16 protein-coding genes are annotated in these 19,473 nt (G+C 42.8%); 13 read left to right on the forward strand and 3 right to left on the reverse strand.

Features of this window, described 5'->3' with window-relative positions:
- The first annotated feature begins 450 nt into the window (after positions 1 to 450).
- From ACQKCG_RS02945 to ACQKCG_RS02965, 5 genes are all read left to right on the forward strand, one after another.
- Positions 451 to 2,109: a TolC family protein gene (locus tag ACQKCG_RS02945; protein ID WP_427585079.1), complete on the forward strand. Its 1,659-nt coding sequence runs from the start codon at positions 451 to 453 to the stop codon at positions 2,107 to 2,109.
- 102 nt (positions 2,110 to 2,211) lie between these two features.
- Positions 2,212 to 3,078, forward strand: coding sequence for a YihY/virulence factor BrkB family protein (locus tag ACQKCG_RS02950; RefSeq protein WP_427585080.1), 867 nt, complete (start codon positions 2,212 to 2,214; stop codon positions 3,076 to 3,078).
- Positions 3,079 to 3,126: 48 nt separating this feature from the next.
- Complete coding sequence (locus tag ACQKCG_RS02955; RefSeq protein WP_427585081.1) at positions 3,127 to 4,326, forward strand: HlyD family secretion protein; 1,200 nt, start codon at positions 3,127 to 3,129, stop codon at positions 4,324 to 4,326.
- Between the two features lie 3 nt (positions 4,327 to 4,329).
- Positions 4,330 to 5,637: an ABC transporter permease gene (locus ACQKCG_RS02960; RefSeq protein ID WP_427585082.1), complete on the forward strand. Its 1,308-nt coding sequence runs from the start codon at positions 4,330 to 4,332 to the stop codon at positions 5,635 to 5,637.
- A complete protein-coding gene (locus ACQKCG_RS02965; protein WP_427585083.1) occupies positions 5,637 to 6,812 on the forward strand; it encodes an ABC transporter permease in 1,176 nt (391 codons plus the stop codon). Before ACQKCG_RS02960 ends, ACQKCG_RS02965 begins: the two co-directional genes overlap by 1 nt.
- Positions 6,813 to 6,915: 103 nt before the next feature.
- On the opposite strand, the gene sthA is transcribed toward ACQKCG_RS02965, so the two are convergent.
- The 3 genes from sthA to ppsR form a co-directional block, all read right to left on the reverse strand.
- Positions 6,916 to 8,565, reverse strand: a complete 1,650-nt coding sequence (sthA, locus tag ACQKCG_RS02970; protein ID WP_427585084.1) for a Si-specific NAD(P)(+) transhydrogenase — start codon at positions 8,563 to 8,565, stop codon at positions 6,916 to 6,918.
- 100 nt (positions 8,566 to 8,665) lie between these two features.
- Complete coding sequence (locus ACQKCG_RS02975) at positions 8,666 to 9,067, reverse strand: DUF4377 domain-containing protein (RefSeq protein WP_347161993.1); 402 nt, start codon at positions 9,065 to 9,067, stop codon at positions 8,666 to 8,668.
- A gap of 129 nt (positions 9,068 to 9,196) precedes the next feature.
- A complete protein-coding gene (gene ppsR / locus ACQKCG_RS02980) occupies positions 9,197 to 10,093 on the reverse strand; it encodes a posphoenolpyruvate synthetase regulatory kinase/phosphorylase PpsR (protein ID WP_101205440.1) in 897 nt (298 codons plus the stop codon).
- A 702-nt stretch (positions 10,094 to 10,795) separates the two neighbouring features.
- Here ppsR and ppsA point away from each other — a divergent pair.
- The 8 genes from ppsA to ACQKCG_RS03020 all read left to right on the forward strand — a co-directional run bounded on the left by ppsA (position 10,796) and on the right by ACQKCG_RS03020 (position 19,413).
- Positions 10,796 to 13,180 carry a phosphoenolpyruvate synthase gene (gene ppsA / locus ACQKCG_RS02985; RefSeq protein ID WP_427585085.1) on the forward strand — a complete coding sequence of 795 codons (2,385 nt, stop codon included), beginning with the start codon at positions 10,796 to 10,798 and terminating at the stop codon, positions 13,178 to 13,180.
- Between the two features lie 114 nt (positions 13,181 to 13,294).
- Positions 13,295 to 14,278, forward strand: a complete 984-nt coding sequence (locus ACQKCG_RS02990) for an RDD family protein (RefSeq protein WP_427585086.1) — start codon at positions 13,295 to 13,297, stop codon at positions 14,276 to 14,278.
- A gap of 284 nt (positions 14,279 to 14,562) precedes the next feature.
- Positions 14,563 to 14,967 (forward strand): 30S ribosomal protein S6, encoded by a 405-nt coding sequence (gene rpsF, locus ACQKCG_RS02995; protein WP_101205443.1) that lies wholly within the window; start codon positions 14,563 to 14,565, stop codon positions 14,965 to 14,967.
- 16 nt (positions 14,968 to 14,983) lie between these two features.
- Positions 14,984 to 15,214, forward strand: a complete 231-nt coding sequence (gene rpsR / locus ACQKCG_RS03000; RefSeq protein WP_010198808.1) for a 30S ribosomal protein S18 — start codon at positions 14,984 to 14,986, stop codon at positions 15,212 to 15,214.
- Positions 15,215 to 15,234: 20 nt separating this feature from the next.
- Positions 15,235 to 15,741, forward strand: coding sequence for a 50S ribosomal protein L9 (gene rplI, locus ACQKCG_RS03005; RefSeq protein ID WP_424510025.1), 507 nt, complete (start codon positions 15,235 to 15,237; stop codon positions 15,739 to 15,741).
- 354 nt (positions 15,742 to 16,095) lie between these two features.
- Complete coding sequence (locus ACQKCG_RS03010) at positions 16,096 to 16,335, forward strand: hypothetical protein (RefSeq protein WP_101205444.1); 240 nt, start codon at positions 16,096 to 16,098, stop codon at positions 16,333 to 16,335.
- A gap of 470 nt (positions 16,336 to 16,805) precedes the next feature.
- Entirely contained in the window at positions 16,806 to 18,164 is a 1,359-nt protein-coding gene (locus tag ACQKCG_RS03015; RefSeq protein WP_427585087.1) for a GntP family permease, read from the forward strand.
- A gap of 112 nt (positions 18,165 to 18,276) precedes the next feature.
- Positions 18,277 to 19,413, forward strand: coding sequence for a glycerate kinase (locus tag ACQKCG_RS03020; protein WP_427585088.1), 1,137 nt, complete (start codon positions 18,277 to 18,279; stop codon positions 19,411 to 19,413).
- Positions 19,414 to 19,473: the final 60 nt, after the last annotated feature.

Consider the following 19,473-nt stretch of genomic DNA (forward strand, 5'->3'; position numbering starts at 1 on the left):
ATTGAGCATTTTCTATTTGTTAATTACTGCCTAAATTTTTCATAATGAGATTAAAAACAAAATCTAACTAAAAATAAATTGCTTGAATTGAAAACGTCTTGTTGGCTATTTGGCTATGTTGTTACTTATAAACAGATATTTAAAAATTAAATCAATCCTCTATCATACCGCTACTGGTCGCACAATAGAAAACGGCAAAATACTGAGCATTGACCCGTCACCATTGTGGCTCTACAGTGTACCTCTTATGACGAATGACCGCTTGTTAGCACTTTTAATATAGACGTATTTTTATATTAGAATATGAATAATTTATTTGAGCATTATTTTTTGCGAGCTAACGAATAGTCTATAATGGTTCAGCGACTTTATATTCTGAGTGATGAAATCTATTGGTACTGTTCCTTATTTTATAATACCTTACATTCTAATTAATGGCTTATGTGACTTATGAAATTCATTTTATCAGCGCTACCGACTGCTATGATGACAGTTGCAGTCATGAGCGTGCCTGTCATGACTTATGCGAGCACTGACGCTGACAGTATAGAAGTGTCAGATGATGTTACACCAGTGGCGGTAACACAAATCATAGATACTGGTAGTCCGACTGATAATGATAAACCAGCTGTAGCGCCTTTTGATACAGTACCAAACCCTCAAAACGCTGAATCGCAGACACTGTCTACGCTTATTGACCCTATCACACATAAAGCTGTCGATAACAGCTATGCACTCGACGTCTCAAGCTTTTTGAGCTTAGAGCAAGCCCAGAAACTGCTGGTACAAGTATCACCTAAAATTGCTGCCAATCAAGCAGCGATTGCTGCCAGCGAATACCAAACTGACGCGCTCAGAACTATCGACAATCCGCTCGTATTTGCTCGAGTATCTGCCAGTGCCTATCATTTAGACGAGGATATAGATTTATCTTCTCTCAGAAGCGGTATCGTCAACGAAGTAAATAATGGGGTAGATAAAATAGTCCCTCGTACGGCAGACCTACCAGACTTTGGTGAGCTGGTCGGTGAGCGTATTCCCGATTCTTATAACCTCAAGCGCTCAGGCTCTACGTCGGGTGCAGGTCTTGGTGTCGTTTGGCCTATTTATACTGCTGGACGTACGGACGCACTGACTGGCGCCTCGGATGCACGTACGCAGGAAGCGATGGCTGATAGCGTACTGGATAAAAATGAACTTTATAATACGTTAATTGAGCGTTATTTTAAGGCACAGCTAGCGATTATCGCTGCTTACTTACGAGAAGACGCTTACGATACATTGCAACAGACCGACCATATGGCCGAGCGTCTGTTTGAAGAAGGTTTTATCTCACGTGTCGATAGACTAGAAGCGCAGTCGGCGCTTGCGGATGCCAAGAGTGAATCCGTTAATGCCAATAATGACGCGCGCCTAGCTATGATTGCGCTACAGCGTCTACTACGTACCGACTATCGCATCAAGCCGACCACGCCATTGTTTGTCTCTAGTCACCCCCTACCAGATGTGAGCTACTTTCAGGACTTGGCACTAAATAACCATCCTGGACTGCAAAAAGTTGCAGCCAAGCGGGCACAGGCTCAGCAGTTACATGCGCTATCAGATACAGGCTATAAGCCTACGGTATTACTATACGGTTATGGTCAGGTAGAGAAAGATCCAAGCTGGGTCGCTGGTATATCTGCCAGTTGGAAACTATGGGGCGGACTCGATAAAGCCGCATCACTAGCATCCAGTAGTGCCAAAATACGTCAGGCCGATCTCTCTGAGATTGAAGTCAGTGACAATTTATTGCTACTAGTAGAAAAAAACTGGCACGATGTCAATAATGCTCAATCACGCTATCAGGCATTGCAAAGTAATGTTGATTTGGCAGCAGAAGTATTGCGACTACGACGCTTAGGATTACAAGAAGGTGTAAATACCACGGTTGATGTAGTGCAAGCACAAACGCAATCACTTAAGGCACGTACTGAGCAAGCACAGGCTGCTAATGACTATGTACAGTCACTGGCTGCCCTTATGCAAAGCTGTGGTACGCCACTTGCTTTTAATGCTTATCTCAACGCCGCTGACATTCAATTGCCTACTTTATATACTGAGCAATGATGTAACGTGAGAAGCCATAAGTCGTGCTGATAAACGCTTTGTATTACTATGAAGCTGACATCAAAAATACTATTACCTACCTTATTATGAACAGCTGCTTTTATGAAAAAATTGACCTCTGAATCGATAAAAAACTGGCTACAGACGTTACTAGAAACGTGGCGTATTGCCAATAATTCTAACGTTTGGGCGCATTGCGCAAGCGTAGGTTTCTTTGGATTCTTATCAATTTTTCCCGTGATGGCTGTGTTTGTCCTACTTTATGGTCTTGCGTTTTCTCCCGCCGAGATGCAAGAGCAAATCTCGCTTTTGAGTCAATTTATACCTGATACAGTATATGAAGTGCTCAACTCCCGTCTGAGCGAGTTGGTTTCTACAACTACGTCTGCTCTGACTTTCAGCCTGCTTATATCGTCCTTGCTCGCACTTTATGCGGGCTCTAAAGGTATTAAGTCTTTAATTATTCTTATTAACCTTGCGTTTCATATTACGCAGGAGCGTAGTTTTGTACAAAGCACGATCCGCGCAGTTGGTTTGACCTTTGCAGCAGTAATCGTATTGATTATCGCGGTCTCTTCTATCGCGATTATTCCTTTGGGAGCCGCCTACTTTCCTTTCCCTCAGATAGCAAAGACAATTGCGCTTTGGAGCAGGTGGCCAATATTGACGGGTATCATATTCTTAAGCTTTTTAGGTCTTTATCGTCTAGCCCCAAATCGTGATGCTGTTGCCCTCAAAAAATTGATGCCGGGCGCTGCGTTAGCAACGGTTTTATGGATTATATTGTCCATCTTGTTTTCAATTTATGTGCAAAATTTTAATAATTATAGTGCTGAGTTTGGCGCGCTTTCAGCTGCCGTGGTCATTATGCTATGGCTCTATTATTCAGCATTTATCGTCGCCCTTGGTGCTATTTTTAATTCTGAAACCATAGACAACGCCAAGCCTTATGCGTTTCGAGTGTACTAGTAATAAACCCTTTATTTTCAACTTTGTTGCTTTAGGAATCTCATTGTCATGACAGAATTACCACGCGAATCAGACGACTCAAATAAATCAACTGATGCAACCGAGTCAGTGACCTCTCAAGATACACAAAATTCAGTCGATCCTGTAGAAGACGTGTCTGATATTGAACCAGAGCAACCGACACCTACTTATAATCGTAGCGCCTCTAAAACTGACAAATCTGCGCGTATGAAAAAAGGATTACTTGCACTATTCATACTGATTGTCCTTGGTACGATTGCGTACGGCTTATACAAAAGTAACGCGCATAGCGAGCCAGAAGTTATTACGCTGCAAGGACAAATGCAGATGCAGCAAACGTCTATCGCTGCAAAAGTACCAGGGCGTATTGCCCAGATTATGGTAACAGAGGGTGATACGGTAACGGCAGGTCAGCAACTGGTTGAGATGGATTCGCCTGAGATTAATGCCAAGATTAATCAAGCACGTGCTGGTAAGCAAATCGCACAAAGTCAATTAGATAAAGCAGAAAATGGTGCGCGCCCGCAAGAAATCGCCCAAGCAAAAGCCGCTTGGCAAGCTAATAAAGCGGCGTCTGACTTAGCAGAAAATACCTATCAGCGTGTCAATCGCCTTTACGAAGAAGGTTTGATGGCGCGACAAAAGCGCGATGAAGCATATGCGCAATATCTTGCTACTCAAGACCAAACCGAAGCAGCCCGCTTGCAGTATGATTTGGCACTAGAAGGCGCACGTACTGAAGATAAGTCAGCGGCCACTGCACAAGTCGCACAGGTCGATGCAAAACTTGATGAGGCGTTAGTAGCAAAAGAGGAAGCGAACCTAAGAAGTCCTATCGCTGGTATCGTTGATAATGTCATCGTGAGTGTTGGAGAAGTCATCGGTCAAGGGGTTCCGCTCCTGACGTTGGTAGATACCAATGACCAATGGGTAGTACTTAACGTCACTGAGTCTTACTTAAATCAATTTGCTATTGGTCAGACATTTACGGGTACTATCCCAGCACTGTCATCAGCGGATAAACCTTATACAAAACAATTTACCGTCTATGCGACATCGACTCTATCAGACTTTGCCACTTGGCGTCCGACCAACAACGATGATGGTTTTGATGTGCGTACTTTTGAGGTAAAGGCACGACCATCTAAGCCCGATGCTCGTATCCGCTCAGGTATGAGCGTGGTCGTACGTATCAACCCTACTCCTGTCAATCAGAACCAAGAGTAAGCCATGCACTTGACTAAGTTAAGTGAGGCTTTTTTACGCAGTGCAGCCTATGAGCGCCGTTTTTTGGCAAAAAATCACTGGGACTTTAGCATGGTGGTATGGATACCACTGGCAACGGTGCTGCTAATATGGTGGATATTCTCACAGACTCAAATTACCGATTTGCCTATCGGAGTCATCGATCAAGACAATAGCGCTGTTGCCAATACTGCCGTCCGTTACTTAGAGGCCAGTCCTACTTTGACGGTCAGACAGCTTTATTACTCCCAAGCGGATGCAGAGGCTGCGATTTTACAGCGTGACATTTACGCTGTCGTCATTATCCCAGAAGACTTTTCTCGTAATATATTATCGAGCCAGCCTGCTCCGTTGACTCTACAAGTCAATGCACAGTACGGTACGCACTCTGGTATTATTCAGGCAGGTGTCCAAGCGGTCGCTAGCACATTATCCGCAGGTGTAGAGATCAAGCGATTGGTTAAACAAGGCGTAGCGCCATCACAAGCGATGACGGCTTATGCGCCTATCAGTGTGCAGCGTATTAGCTTATTCAATGCTGCGACCAATTATCAGCAGTTTTTGGCATCGACTGTCATACCTGCCTTATTACATATATTGGCGATGGTCATTGGCGCAACTACGATTGGCCGCGAGTTACGTGATAAGAGTATCGGTCGCTGGTACCGTTTTATTGATACAGGAAAGCCTAATCTAACGTTATCCAGAGCCTCAGAAACATCATCTTCGCTATCAACCAAACAAAATAGCAGCTATAACAAAGCATCATCGAATGCAAAAATGCCCCATTCGGTCAGCCTATCAGTTTTAGTATTTGGTCTATTGGGTAAATACTTTTGGCCAATACTGGCTTATAGCTTGTGGTCAGCGTTGATATTGTGGCTGGCAACGTCCAATCAGAATATCAACATCATGTCTCTTATGGCAGTCTATGCTGGGTTTTTGTGCCTAATGGTATTGTCGTTTTGGCTGGGTGCTATTTTTACTTTGAATTCTTTTTCATTACGTATGGGTCTATCGACTACTGGATTTATTTCAGCGCCTTCTTACGCCTTTGCCGGTGTTACTTTTCCTTATATTGCGATTAGTGATAGCGCGCAATATTGGTCAAATGCCCTGCCGCTAACGCATTATCTCAAACTCCATATTGCACAGTTACAAATGCAAGCACCGATCGCCATATCGCTACCTATCGTCTATGGCCTCATGCTTGCAGCCATAATAGCGCTAATACTTGCGGCACTATTAACCAAACGCGCATTGGCGCATCCTGAACGTTGGGGAGCACGCTAATGTCTGCACACTCAAAAACCAAATCAACAGTCACCCCCACTCCACAAGGTTTTTGGAACAGCTTTATTCAAACTTTCAAAGACGTCTTTAGTGACAAAGGCGTACTTTTGATGTTGATTATTGCCCCTATTATCTATGGGTTTTTCTATCCTTGGCCTTACTCGTCTGAGGTGGTCAATCATGTGCCAGTAGGTATCATTGATCATGACAACAGCAACTTATCGCGTACTCTTGTTCGCTATGCGAGTGCTAGTCCATACCTAGATACTGAACGATTTATCAATGAGCAGGCGGCCAAAGAAGCCATATGGTCAGATCAAATTGCAGGCTATATGGTGATTCCAGCTGGTCTCGAAGAACAAGTTCAGTCCGGAGAGCAAGCGCACGTTAGCGTACTGGGTAATGGCGGTTATTTTATTTTAAATAAAAACGTCCAACTGGGTTTCTCTCAAGCGGTAGGTACGGTATCCGCCGGCATAAAGGTAAAGAAAAGCATTGCGAAAGGCGCTTATGCACCTACCGCAGCACAGAATACGCAAGCTGTACCGCTACGGATTATGCCACTGTATAACCAAACTGAGGGCTATGGTGCTTATGTCGTACCTGCTGTCTCTGTTATTATCTTACAGCAGACACTTTTGATGGCGACCGCCATGCTGATTGGCACATGGTATGAGCAGCGCCGTCACAGTACGAGTGTACGTGGCTGGTTGGGACGTATTGGGGCTTTGAGCTCACTTAGTTTTATCGTTGGCTGCTTTTATTATGGGTGGGCGTTTGAGCTACATCATTATCCACGCGGACAAAACATGCTTGGTACGCTGCTATTTTTGGCACTATTTTGTCCGACAGTCGCAACGCTCGGCTGCGTGCTCGGATTATGGTTCCGGCAGCGTGAGCGCAGTATGCAGATCTTAATCTTTATCTCCTTACCAATATTCTTCTTAAGCGGCTACCCTTGGCCAGCAGACCAATTGCCTCAAGTATTACAAGTAATACGTTGGCTGGTACCGACCACGCCTGCAATCAATACCTCTGTGCAGCTTAACCAAATGGGTGCCAGTGTTTCTCAAGTCGCTATAGGATTTTACGCGTTAGCTGGCTTATGGTTGCTCTATTTTGTTTTATTGCTATTTTTACGCAAGCGTATTCCGCAGCGAAAAGCCTACTTATAAATCTTCAAATTAATTAAATCTATGAGCATAAAAAAGCGCCTGCTAATATTAGCAGGCGCTTTTTTATACATATGACACTTTCACTTTGAGTCATTTTTAAACATTAAAATACTCGGTTCAAACCGTTAAGCGCAGCCACACGATACGCTTCTGCCATCGTTGGATAGTTAAAAGTCGTATTTACAAAATACTCAAGCGTATTGTTGCTCTTACACTTCATCACTGCTTGACCAATATGAATAATCTCTGAAGCATGGTTGCCGTAGCAATGAATGCCTAAAATCTCCAACGTATCACGATGGAACAATATCTTTAATACGCCCGAGCGTTCACCAATGATTTGGGCACGTGCCAGATGTTTGAAGAACGCTTGACCCACTTCATACGGAACTTTCTCATCCGTTAGCTCCTGCTCTGTTTTACCGATACAAGAGATTTCAGGAATGGTATAGATACCAGTTGGGACACTAGATACTGGCTCGGCATCACTATCACCGACCATAAAGGCAGCAGCACAGCGACCTTGATCATAGGCAGCAGAGGCTAATGATGGCCAACCGATGACATCACCAGCAGCATAAATATTGTCGACGTCCGTACAGTAAGTATCATCTACTTTTAACTGACCACGGCCATTTGCTTTTAGTCCAATGGCTTCTAAATTCAGGCCTTCGGTGTTACCTGAGCGACCATTTGACCAAAGAATGGCATCAGATTTGATGCGCTTGCCGCTCTTTAAGTGCAAGACCACATAATCATCATGAGTCTCAAGATGATCAATCTCTTCATTACTACGGATAAGCACACCGAACTGTCTAAAGTCATGCGCGATCGCATCACTGATTTCGCTGTCCAAGTAGTTGAGCAGCTGATCTTGGTTATTGATTAGATCAACCTTGTAGCCAAGACCCGTAAAGATAGACGCATACTCACAGCCAATCACCCCTGCACCATAGATGATGATTTTTTTGACCACATAATCCATTTGCAAGATTTTGTCAGAGTCAAAAACGCGTGGATGTTTAAAGTCTAAAATATCAGGACGGTAAGGACGACTACCGACAGTAATGATGGCTTTATTGAAAGTAATAGTTTCGTAGACATTGTCGTCGACTTCAATGCGCAGCGTATGAGCGTCAATAAAACTTGCCCAACCTTGAATAACTTCGATACGGTTGCGCTCATAAAAACGGGTATGCGTACTGACTTGACGACGGATTACTTGACGCGCCTTAGCCAATACTTCATTTAGCGGTACTTGTTTATATTCCATCGCTTTGGTAAACATCGGGTCGCGACGGAAGTTAATTAAGTTAAATACTGATTGGCGCAATGCTTTACTAGGAATTGTACCGACGTGAGTAGAGTTACCTCCTACTTGATCACGCGGATCGACGACGACCACTCTTTTACCAGATTTGGTCAGCTTCATGGCAGCAGCTTCACCAGCAGGACCTGCACCTAAAACCACCGCATCATACTCATACTCGTGATCGTCACTTTTTAGTCGACGAGAATCTTTGGTAAATCCAGATTTGACATCAATACGAGTGTCATCAAGCGGGTTGATGAGATCAGGGTAATGCATGATATCTTCAGTGACCTGCTCATGAGTCTGCTCGATTTTCTGTTTTGTGTCTTTACCTTCAGTATGCTCAGGATTGGGCGAACGACCATTAGTTTTATTCGATACTTCAGTATGGACGTCTTTACCAGTATCATTGGTCTCGTCGCTTGCACTTTTACTTACCATGATGTCCTCTTTATATTTATTTATCGAGTAAATGTTTGAGATATAAATGAATCAATATGTAGCTGAGTTAGTATCATGTAGATAAATGAATACCGCCCTACTAAGGCATGCCCACCATACGTTGTGACAGTATGTTTTGCAATGTCCAATGACCAGTGGCGCTCTGTTGCCCTTCATCAATCTGCGGGCGGGCGCTAATGATGTACTCTGTACCAAGGGCTGGTTTGAAATCGTCGATCCAGTCATAAGGAATCTGGAATACGCTACCGTCTTTAGACTTAGCAAGTAGGCATTGCATTGGTAATTCTGAAGCACAAGCAACACGGTTTGGCATGACAGTCAGTGTCTGTGCTTCTCCCAATACGATACTTGGAATATAGCGCGGCTCAGGTACTGGATCCTTTGCAAATGGTGATGTTTGACAAGCACTCAGTAAAGTCGCTGCACTGATTAGACCTGCCAGCAACAACGATGGCTTTATAGATTGATAGGCTGAAATCATAATATTCTCTATATGATAATTATCTAGGATGAAATGATGTATGTTTATTAGTGTTTTTTACGCATTTATTAAAGCTGCCTAAACACTGATTGATACCGATTGAACAGATACTGTTTAAGCTGACATTCATTATCCAATACGGCGTTTGAGACCTGTCATCTGCAAAATACGTGTGGCAATCTCTTCAACAGACATCTCTGATACATCTAAGCTTGGGATACCATGCGTGATATAGATACCCTGAATCGCGCGCTGCTCTTGCTGACACTGCTGATAGCTAGAATAACGGCTGCCTGCACGGCGCTCTTGACGGATTTTTACTAAGCGATCAGTATCAATAAGCAAACCAAACAACTTGTCTTTGTGCTCACGTAATGCTTTCGGCAACTGATTGTCGTACAAGTCATCTTCGGTTAAAGGATAGTTAGCCGCTCGAATACCGAATTGTAATGCTAAGTATAAAGAAGTCGGCGTCTTACCAGAGCGCGACACACCCACCAAAATAATATCGGCTGCATTGTAGTGACGAGTACGCGCGCCATCGTCATTGTCTAAGGCAAAATGCACTGCATCGATACGCTCTTTATAGGTTTCAGAATCGACATCATCATGTGCATGCCCTGAATGACCATCTGGCTCCACACCTGTCTCTTCTGCAACACGGCCAATCAGACCTTCATACATATCTAAGTTACAGCTGTGTGCTGAGTTTATCTTTTCGCGAATCTCAGGATTGACGATCGTATCAAACACCAATGGCAACGATCCATCGCGCTGATACGCCATATTGATTTGTTCAACCGCATCTTCTGCACGCTCTAAGCTATCGACGTATGGCAATACTCTTGTCTCAAAAGGAACTGAGGCAAACTGACTCAAAATAGCACGTCCAAGTGTCTCAGCCGTAATCGCTGTGCCATCTGAGATAAAAAACGCCGTTCTAATGGCTTGTGAGCTGTCCAAGTTTAGCGCATGGCGATTTTGGATAGTGGACTTAACTTGTTCAGATGGATTGCTTGAGTACATATCGTTGACACCTCGGTTGAAAACTCAATAGTGACCTTCATTTAGTTTTTGGTATAGATCTTAGTAATAATTCAGACTTGGTAAATGTTTAGCAGTTATTGACTATTAATAGCATTACTTTGACTATCATTAATAGTGTGGCTTTTACTTAGATTTTTACAGTTACCTTTATAACTCGTATAACTAAGTTTTATAACTGACTTCTTAAAACGAGCTTTTTTTAGCACCCATACCGCACATTTATCATGCAATGTGCATCAACTATCTATGCGCTACATTATACGCATATTAGCCTCTTAATAGAAATCAATGTTACAGGCGTACACTTAGGACCAACATTGTCTTTCATCTTGTTGTCATAGCTAATCCACCTCTCATTAAGGCGTTTTTTATGGCATCTTCGATATAGGAACATAAGATTGAAACATAAATGATGGAAATACTCTAAATATGGCTTATTTGAATGCATCTATTTTATGCAGTAATAGGCTTTTGAAAGCGCATAACATCATCACTAACAATGATATTTTTCATCTGAGTAAATAAGAAACTTGATTGGACTGGCCCTAATTTATGTAGCAAACCCCACAATTTGTATATTTTTAACAAGTTTTTTGGTGAAAACCCTCGAAATTGTCCTAATATGGCGGTATAATCCACCGTTATAATCTTTACTAAATAACCTTATTTTCTGGAGTTATCATGGCAGCGCAATCTACAGCACTTGTAATCAATCTTGATCAGCTAGGAAAAGACGACATCGAAATGGTTGGTGGTAAGAACGCTTCGCTTGGCGAAATGATCAGCCATCTTTCTGATTTAGGCGTTAGTGTTCCAGGCGGCTTTGCCACCACTTCAAATGCATTCAACCGCTTTTTGACTGAAACAGGCTTGCTTGAAAAAATCAACAGCGAGCTAAAAACACTAGACGTAAACGATGTTAATAAGCTTGCGGCTACTGGTAAAAAGATTCGTACTTGGATTATTGAACAAGAACTGCCAAAAGATCTTGAGCAAGAAGTACGTCAATCATTTGAAACCATGAGTGGCGGCGAAGATATCGCTGTTGCTGTACGTTCTTCTGCCACTGCTGAAGATTTGCCAGATGCGTCATTTGCCGGTCAACAAGAGACTTTCTTGAACATTCGCGGTATTGATAACGTCCTAATTGCTATTAAAGAAGTATTTGCCTCTCTATATAACGACCGTGCAATCTCTTACCGTGTACACAAAGGTTTTGAGCACGAAGGTGTTGCACTATCTGCTGCCGTACAGCGTATGGTACGTTCAGAGACTGGTGCTGCTGGTGTTATGTTCACGCTAGATACCGAAAGTGGCTTTGATCAAGTGGTATTCATCACCTCAAGCTATGGCCTAGGTGAAATGGTTGTACAGGGTGCAGTTAACCCAGATGAGTTCTATATTTCTAAGAAATTGCTAGCCAATGGTAAGCCATCAGTTATCCGCCGTAACCTAGGTAGCAAGCATAAGAAAATGGTTTATGGTGATGAAGGCAGCACTGCTAAATCAGTTAAAACCGTTGATGTTGAAAAACAAGATCGCATGCAGTTCTCTTTATCTACTGAAGAGCTAACCTCACTTGCCAAGCAAGCAGTAACGATTGAACAGCATTATGGCCAAGCGATGGACATCGAGTGGGCAAAAGACGGCGATACTAACGAGATATTTATCGTTCAAGCACGTCCTGAGACGGTTAAGAGCCGTCAAGACAGCAACGTAATGGAACGTTATGTCATCGACACGACTGGCGCAAAAGTATTGTGTGAAGGTCGTTCAATCGGTCAGCGTATCGGTTCAGGTAAAGTGCGTATCGTTAGCAACCTAAACGAGATGGACAAAGTAGAAGAAGGCGACGTACTCGTATCAGACATGACTGATCCGGATTGGGAACCAGTTATGAAGCGCGCTTCTGCTATCATCACTAACCGTGGTGGTCGTACCTGTCACGCTGCTATTATCGCGCGTGAGCTAGGTGTACCAGCTATCGTTGGTTGTGGTAACGCAACTGAGCTATTGGTTGATGGTCAAGACGTAACTGCTTCTTGTGCTGAAGGCGACACTGGTTTTATTTATGAAAGCCAGATTGATTTTGAAGTACAGACTAACTCTGTTGAATCTATGCCAGAGCTAGCATTCAAAGTGATGATGAACGTTGGCAACCCAGATCGCGCATTCTCATTTACCCAAATGCCAAACGAAGGTATCGGTCTTGCACGTCTAGAGTTCATCATCAACCGTATGATTGGTGTGCATCCAAAAGCCTTGCTAAACATGAACAGCTTGCCACGTGAAATTGCGCAAGCAATCCAAGAGCGTATCGCAGGCTATGCGTCACCTGTTGACTTTTATGTTGATAAATTGGTCGAAGGTATCTCAACGCTAGCTGTTGCCTTTATGGATCAGCCCGTTATCGTTCGTATGTCAGATTTCAAATCAAACGAATACGCTAACCTGCTTGGTGGTAAGTTATACGAGCCATCAGAAGAGAACCCAATGCTTGGTTTCCGCGGTGCTAGCCGTTATGTGTCTGATAACTTCCGTGACTGTTTTGAGCTTGAGTGTAAAGCACTAAAACGTGTACGTGATGACATGGGCTTGACCAACGTTGAGATCATGATTCCATTCGTGCGTACTGTTGGCGAAGCCAAAGAAGTCATCGAATTACTTGAGAAAAATGGTCTAAAACGTGGCGAAAATGGTCTACGCGTCATCATGATGTGTGAGCTACCAACCAACGCCTTATTGGCAGAAGAGTTCCTAGAGCATTTCGATGGTTTCTCAATCGGTTCTAACGATTTGACTCAGTTAACGCTTGGTCTTGACCGTGACTCAGGTATCGTCTCGCATCTATTTGATGAGCGTGATCCTGCTGTTAAGAAACTATTGTCTATGGCTATCGAAGCTTGCCGTAAGCAAAACAAATACGTCGGCATCTGTGGTCAAGGTCCATCAGACCATCCAGATCTGGCTTTCTGGCTAATGGAACAAGGTATCAGCTCAGTGTCATTGAACCCTGACTCAGTACTAGATACTTGGTTCTTCTTAGCTGGTGAAGAAGCGAAGTAAACCGCTACGTTTAGTCACAGCGGTCATTCACACAGTCATTAAAGATACCACTATGAGGGTCTATTTGATTTTTTCAAATAGACCCTAATATAATGTCCTAAGACATGACTAACTATGCAGGCAATTATGCAGATTTTCCTTGCTCGAAATAACGTACAAGCTGGTCCATACAATTTGGAACAGCTTAATATCATGATGGCATCAGGCGAAGTATTGCTTGATGATTTAATGTGGCATGAAGGCTTAGATCAGTGGCAGCGCGTAGGAAATGTGACCAATAATCAAACGGTTTATCGACCGACTGGTGCTACTACCCCTGATGCGAATGATTCTATTATTAATAATGTCACCTTCTTTCCTGAAGATACTAATTTTACTACTAAAGACGACAAGTCAGTATCATTAGACAGATTATATGGCAAGCCTGAACGTTCTAAAAATGTGAAGGCCGATATGACAACCAACCGTCATCAGACGCCGCACAACAATGTATCATTAAGCAAGCCGACTATTAAGAAGACTGCCACAGACAAAGATAAAACCGTGGGCAACGTGGTACTTGCCCCGATTATGTCGCGAGTATTGGCGACTGCGCTTAATGGGCTGCTGTATGTATTGGCTATATTGCCATTAGTAATGGCATTGACCAAAATGGATGTGGACTATACCAAATTCCAAAACATCCAAGATATGGATGCTGCTTATCAATACTCAATGACATTGATGGAAAGCCTTCCTAGTAGTACGCTCATGATGTCGCAAGTCATGGTTTTTGGCTTGTTTGCACTGCAGCTAGTATTTATCACCATGCGTGGTCAATCCCTAGGCAAAGTAATCACTGGTATTCGGGTTGTGGATCAGACCACACATCGTCTACCCTCGTTTATTAAGCTTGTCGGCACACGTACATTACTGTTATTTATTATCTATAATTTACTGTTCTCGTTTACTAGCTTTTTAGGCTTTGTGATTATCGCTATTCATTATTACATGGCATCTAAAAGCCCTGAAAACATTGGTTGGCATGACAAGCTTGCCAAAACCTTAGTGGTCAAAGCAGACAGTAGCCAACTGGTAAAGAAATCAAAATCTGAGTAACAGTATTTTAATTTGGTTATTGGTTTTATAGCTCGTTATACTTAAAAAAGCTGCGTACTATTGCGGCTTTTTTTATTGAGTAAACACAATAATTATATTATTTCGAAACTTTATTGACAGTCGCGTGATTATTAACCTTTGTGTTAAGCGCCAAGTACTGTTATAATACGGCGCTTTATAAACTAAGCTTATTTCTTACTATATTTTTAAGAACGTGGGCTTACCTTATAAATCTCCTTGCTATTGACATAGGGTTAATAGCTACTAATCCGTAAGGAGTCATAATGCGACATTACGAACTGGTGTTACTTGTACACCCAGACCAAAGCGACCAAGTGGTCGGCATGGTTGAGCGCTATATCAAGTTAGTTCAAGACAACAACGGTGTTATCCATCGTTTAGAAGATTGGGGCCGTCGTCAACTGGCTTACCCAATCAACAAGATTCACAAAGCTCATTACGTTCTTTTCAACATTGAAACTGACGGTGAAACTTTAGCTGAACTTGAAGAATTATTCCGTTATAACGACGCGATCATTCGTAGTCTAGTTATGCGCCGTGACGAAGCTGTCACTGAAGAGTCGCAGTTAGCCAAGAATGCCGATGAAAAACGCGCACGCAAAGCAACTACTCGTCGTCCAGACAATCGTGAAAACGATAATGACGACAACGACAACAGTGAAGACTAATTAAAGGAGAATACTCATGGCACGTTTCTATCGCCGTCGCAAATTCTGCCGTTTCACTGCTGAAGGCATCACTCACATCGACTATAAAGATGTTGAATTGCTAAAACAGTACATTAGTGATAATGGTAAAATCGTACCAAGCCGTATTACTGGTACATCTACTAAATATCAGCGTCAATTAGCGACTGCTATCAAGCAAGCTCGTTACTTATCGCTACTTCCATACACTGATAACCATCAAGGTTAACCGCTAACTAGGAATGACTCATGCAAATTATTTTGTTACAGCGTATCGTCAACCTTGGTAAACTCGGTGAAACTGTCGATGTAAAACCAGGTTACGGACGTAACTTTCTTATCCCTCAGGGCAAAGCGCTACCTGCTACTAAAGCTAACATTGAAAAGTTCGAAGCACGTCGTGCTGAACTTGAAGCTGAAGAAGCAAAAGAGATCGCTGTTGCTCAAGAGCGTGCTGATGCATTGACTGACGTTAATGTTATCATGCGTGCTAAATCAGGTGACGAAGGCAAGCTATTTGGCTCTATCGGTACTCGCGATATCGCTGAAGCATTGACTAACTCAGGTCTAGAAGTAGACCGTGCTGAAATCAAGCTACCTGAAGGCACTCTACGTCAAGTTGGCGAATACAATGTTGATATTCAGCTACACCATGACGTTACTGCTAGCATCTTAGTTACTATTCTTTCTGAAGATGGTAACAATGAAGATTCAGCTGACGAAGAAGTTGCTGAAGAAGACTATTCTGAAGAGTAATCTTCTATATAGTTAGACTCAGTCTACGAAAAGCCAGCAACTTAGGTTGCTGGCTTTTTTACGTGCGTCCTTTTTGACATTAGAGTTTATATATTTAGACAATTTATAACGCTAACTTGCACTCCTTTATCTCGATAAATTAGGATTTTATATATTCCTAAACAGCTTAGGATTTTCAAAAAATCTATTGCTATGATAACGGTGTTATCTATGCAATATTGTAGTAACTAAATGCAACAATTGCCTTAAAAACGCTATACCAAACAACAAGATACTGCCTATATAATCATCTTTATTACTATTAGCAGAATTGATAATCTACTGCTATCTAATGTACTAATAGGGCGCAAGAACATGAAAGAAAATCATAACATTCATACCAATGACAAGCTTATCTGTACTCAAGGTAATGCATACTACTCCGAAGGTGAGGTGTATACAGTTGGCAGAATAGTCAATGACAAATACTTTCAGCTGCTGACCAGTGGCAATGATGATCATTGGTATGCCACGTTGGACGATCAAGGTATTTATGTCAGCTTTGATACTGCAACTGCTACCAATAACAAAGCTTTTTTTGATAAGATTGCCTAACTATAAATAACGGTACTTCTTAGAATACCTATCCTAAAAATAATTATTACTCAGGTAGGTAAATATTGTTTAGACAAAAACTGGTCATTATAAATGGCCAGTTTTTTTTGGTTTGAAGTATTAGCAATTGCTAGTTATAAAAGTATTTCCACACACCTCTTCGACGTTTTATTACTAACTTCTCTCATTTCAAAATTAAGTATCTCTCGATTTTTTGTCAACAGCGCCAACTATTTAACGAATCTATTTCCTAGCGGCGTCTATTTGCTATAAAGTATGCCCCTTTAAAATTTCGTATCGTTAGTGATGCAGATAGTTGGTTCCATATCGTTTAAATGTAGACATGGTAAAAGCGCTTGAAAGCACTACGCAAAGTAGACTTAGCAAGCTATATACCGTGTTTAATCTCGATATAATTGGCTATATTGGCATTGGTAATCAATTAAGATGTAAACCATATTGAGACAGTGATGATTGTATTTTGGCTTGTGCTGACCATTCTTTTTATTATTTTCGCTACCGCAAAACTAAAGTGGCATCCCTTTTTAGTATTGATTCTCTCTGCTTTTTTGGTCGCGCTATTTTATCAAGTACCACTTAATACGGTCGCCAAGACGATCTCTGATGGTTTCGGTGGTATCTTAGGCTATATCGGTCTTGTGATTGTATTTGGTACGATTATTGGCTTAATTCTTGAAAAAACGGGTGCTGCTATCGTAATGGCAGAGTCAGTCATCAAAGTATTGGGGCCACGCTTTCCTACTTTGACCATGTCTATCGTCGGTGCGGTCGTTTCCATACCTGTATTTTGTGACTCTGGCTATATTATCTTGAACTCTCTAAAAGAGTCTTTAGCTGAGCGCTTACATGTATCAAGTGTCGCGATGAGCATTGCCTTGGCCACTGGTCTATACGCTACCCACACCTTTGTCCCACCGACGCCAGGTCCAATCGCAGCGGCAGGTAACTTAGGTCTAGAGTCAAACTTAGGTTTGGTCATTATGGTCGGTGTAGTCGTGACAGCAGTTGCGGTATTGGCTGGCTGGTGGTGGTCTAATCGCTTCCTTAACGCTACTCCTGACAATATCAATGCGGCAGATGCTCCTACAGCCGCAAGGCCTGAAGGAATGAAAACTCGTGATGATTATAATCATTTGCCTTCAGCAACAATGGCTTTCTTGCCGATTATCGTTCCTATCATATTAATCTGCTTATCTTCGGTTGCTAATTTCCCAAGCGCACCATTTGGCAGTAGCATGGTAGCGGAGATTTTGATATTCATTGGTAACCCATTGACTGCGTTACTTATCGGTTTGTTCTTATCGTTCTTCTTGATTAAATCAAGCCAAAAAACGCAAGAAATCAGCGACAGTATCTCGCAAGGCTTGGTAGTAGCTGCCCCTATCCTATTGATCACTGGTGCTGGTGGTGCGTTTGGTGCCATGCTAAAAGTGACGCCGATCGGTGATTACTTAGGTTCGACGCTATCTGCTTTGGGTTTAGGTATCTTCATGCCATTTATCGTCTCTGCTGCGTTAAAAACGGCACAAGGCTCAACCACAGTCGCATTGGTTACTACTTCTGCTATGGTTGCCCCACTATTGAACCAGATTGGCCTAGACAGCGAACTTGGACGTGTGTTCTGCGTGATGGCAATTGGTGCTGGTGCCATGACCATTTCACATGCCAATGACAGCTTCTTTTGGATCGTTAGCCAGTTTAGTCGCATGAGCGTGGCACAAGCGTACAAAGCTCATTCAATGGCCACTGGTATCCAAGGTGTGACTAGCATCGTATTTATCTGGTTATTGACCCTAGTGTTTATCTAGTTCATGAAATTGGGTATTTCTACATACGTTTATTTGATGATTGTTAAGTAAACGTTTTAAAACATGACACTATCGCAATGATCGTGTCATTAAGATATTCAAAGAGAGCCGTATGAAAATTTTGATCGCCCCTGACTCGTTTAAAGAAAGTTTAGAAGCACTGGACGTGTGCCACGCCATTCAATCTGGCTTTAGTCAAGTGTTTCCAGATGCTGACTATAAGCTACTGCCAATGGCCGATGGCGGTGAAGGTACCTCAGCGGTATTGTCTTATGTATTGGGCGGGCGCTGGAAAGAAGTCAGAGTACATGACCCATTGATGAGACCGATTACGGCAAAGTATCTATTATTGCCTGAAGCGACCGCTGTTATCGAAGTGGCTCAAGCCTGCGGATTGCACCTACTAACAGCTGATGAGCGTAATCCTGTTATTGCGAGCAGTTATGGTGTTGGGGAGCTGATCGAAGATGCGTTAGAAGAAGGTGCTAAGCGTATCGTCATTGGTCTGGGTGGTAGCGCAACCAATGATGCAGGACTTGGTATGCTAATGGCGTTAGGCATAACATTTCATGACATCAATGATAGCCTACTCACTCATGGTGGTGGCGCACTTGCCAGCCTACATAAGCTCGATAATACTAGCCTGCATGCAAGGATATCAGACACGGTATTTGAGGTTGCTTGTGATGTGACCAATCCACTATGCGGTCTGCTGGGTGCAAGCGCAGTATTTGGCCCACAAAAAGGCGCCTGTCCAGAACAGGTCAATAACTTGGACAAGGCACTCAGTCACTTTGCGACCATATGTGGACAGCATGGCTATGAAGACTGTCAATACGTTGAAGGCGCTGGCGCTGCTGGCGGTCTTGGCTATGCGATGATGACTTTCTTTCAAGCTCAGCTAAAGTCAGGCTTTGATACGGTTGCCGAAGTGGCTCACCTGTCACAGCATATCACAGAGGCTGATCTTGTCATCACTGGCGAAGGCAAGCTCGATGCGCAAACAGCCATGGGTAAAGTGGCAGGTGGTATCAGCCAAATCGCTAAGGCTAGCCGTACACCTGTCATCGCTATCTGTGGCAGTGTCGATGGACTAAAACCTGCCCAAACCAGTCAGTTCGATGTGGTTATGCCGAGTATCCAAAAAGTCGACACGATTGATAATGTGTTGGGTTCTGCTTACAACAATATTGAGACTACTGCTGCTAATATTGCTGCAAGTATCAAACTTGGGCAGACTTTAAGATAGACGCAATCTTTCATAGTCGCAATCTATCAATGAACCTCCTCCACTAAATGCGCAGCTATT

Origin of the sequence: Psychrobacter sp. NPDC078929, assembly GCF_050267985.1 — a bacterium.
GTDB lineage: Bacteria > Pseudomonadota > Gammaproteobacteria > Pseudomonadales > Moraxellaceae > Psychrobacter.

Excerpts from the sequence above, each read along its gene's own strand:
- ACQKCG_RS02945 (WP_427585079.1), top strand. The coding sequence starts at position 451 with ATGAAATTCATTTTATCAGCGCTACCGACTGCTATGATGACAGTTGCA.
- ACQKCG_RS02950 (WP_427585080.1), top strand. The coding sequence starts at position 2,212 with ATGAAAAAATTGACCTCTGAATCGATAAAAAACTGGCTACAGACGTTA.
- ACQKCG_RS02955 (WP_427585081.1), top strand. The coding sequence starts at position 3,127 with ATGACAGAATTACCACGCGAATCAGACGACTCAAATAAATCAACTGAT.
- ACQKCG_RS02960 (WP_427585082.1), top strand. The coding sequence starts at position 4,330 with ATGCACTTGACTAAGTTAAGTGAGGCTTTTTTACGCAGTGCAGCCTAT.
- ACQKCG_RS02965 (WP_427585083.1), top strand. The coding sequence starts at position 5,637 with ATGTCTGCACACTCAAAAACCAAATCAACAGTCACCCCCACTCCACAA.
- sthA (WP_427585084.1), bottom strand. The coding sequence starts at position 8,565 with ATGGTAAGTAAAAGTGCAAGCGACGAGACCAATGATACTGGTAAAGAC.
- ACQKCG_RS02975 (WP_347161993.1), bottom strand. The coding sequence starts at position 9,067 with ATGATTTCAGCCTATCAATCTATAAAGCCATCGTTGTTGCTGGCAGGT.
- ppsR (WP_101205440.1), bottom strand. The coding sequence starts at position 10,093 with ATGTACTCAAGCAATCCATCTGAACAAGTTAAGTCCACTATCCAAAAT.
- ppsA (WP_427585085.1), top strand. The coding sequence starts at position 10,796 with ATGGCAGCGCAATCTACAGCACTTGTAATCAATCTTGATCAGCTAGGA.
- ACQKCG_RS02990 (WP_427585086.1), top strand. The coding sequence starts at position 13,295 with ATGCAGGCAATTATGCAGATTTTCCTTGCTCGAAATAACGTACAAGCT.
- rpsF (WP_101205443.1), top strand. The coding sequence starts at position 14,563 with ATGCGACATTACGAACTGGTGTTACTTGTACACCCAGACCAAAGCGAC.
- rpsR (WP_010198808.1), top strand. The coding sequence starts at position 14,984 with ATGGCACGTTTCTATCGCCGTCGCAAATTCTGCCGTTTCACTGCTGAA.
- rplI (WP_424510025.1), top strand. The coding sequence starts at position 15,235 with ATGCAAATTATTTTGTTACAGCGTATCGTCAACCTTGGTAAACTCGGT.
- ACQKCG_RS03010 (WP_101205444.1), top strand. The coding sequence starts at position 16,096 with ATGAAAGAAAATCATAACATTCATACCAATGACAAGCTTATCTGTACT.
- ACQKCG_RS03015 (WP_427585087.1), top strand. The coding sequence starts at position 16,806 with ATGATTGTATTTTGGCTTGTGCTGACCATTCTTTTTATTATTTTCGCT.
- ACQKCG_RS03020 (WP_427585088.1), top strand. The coding sequence starts at position 18,277 with ATGAAAATTTTGATCGCCCCTGACTCGTTTAAAGAAAGTTTAGAAGCA.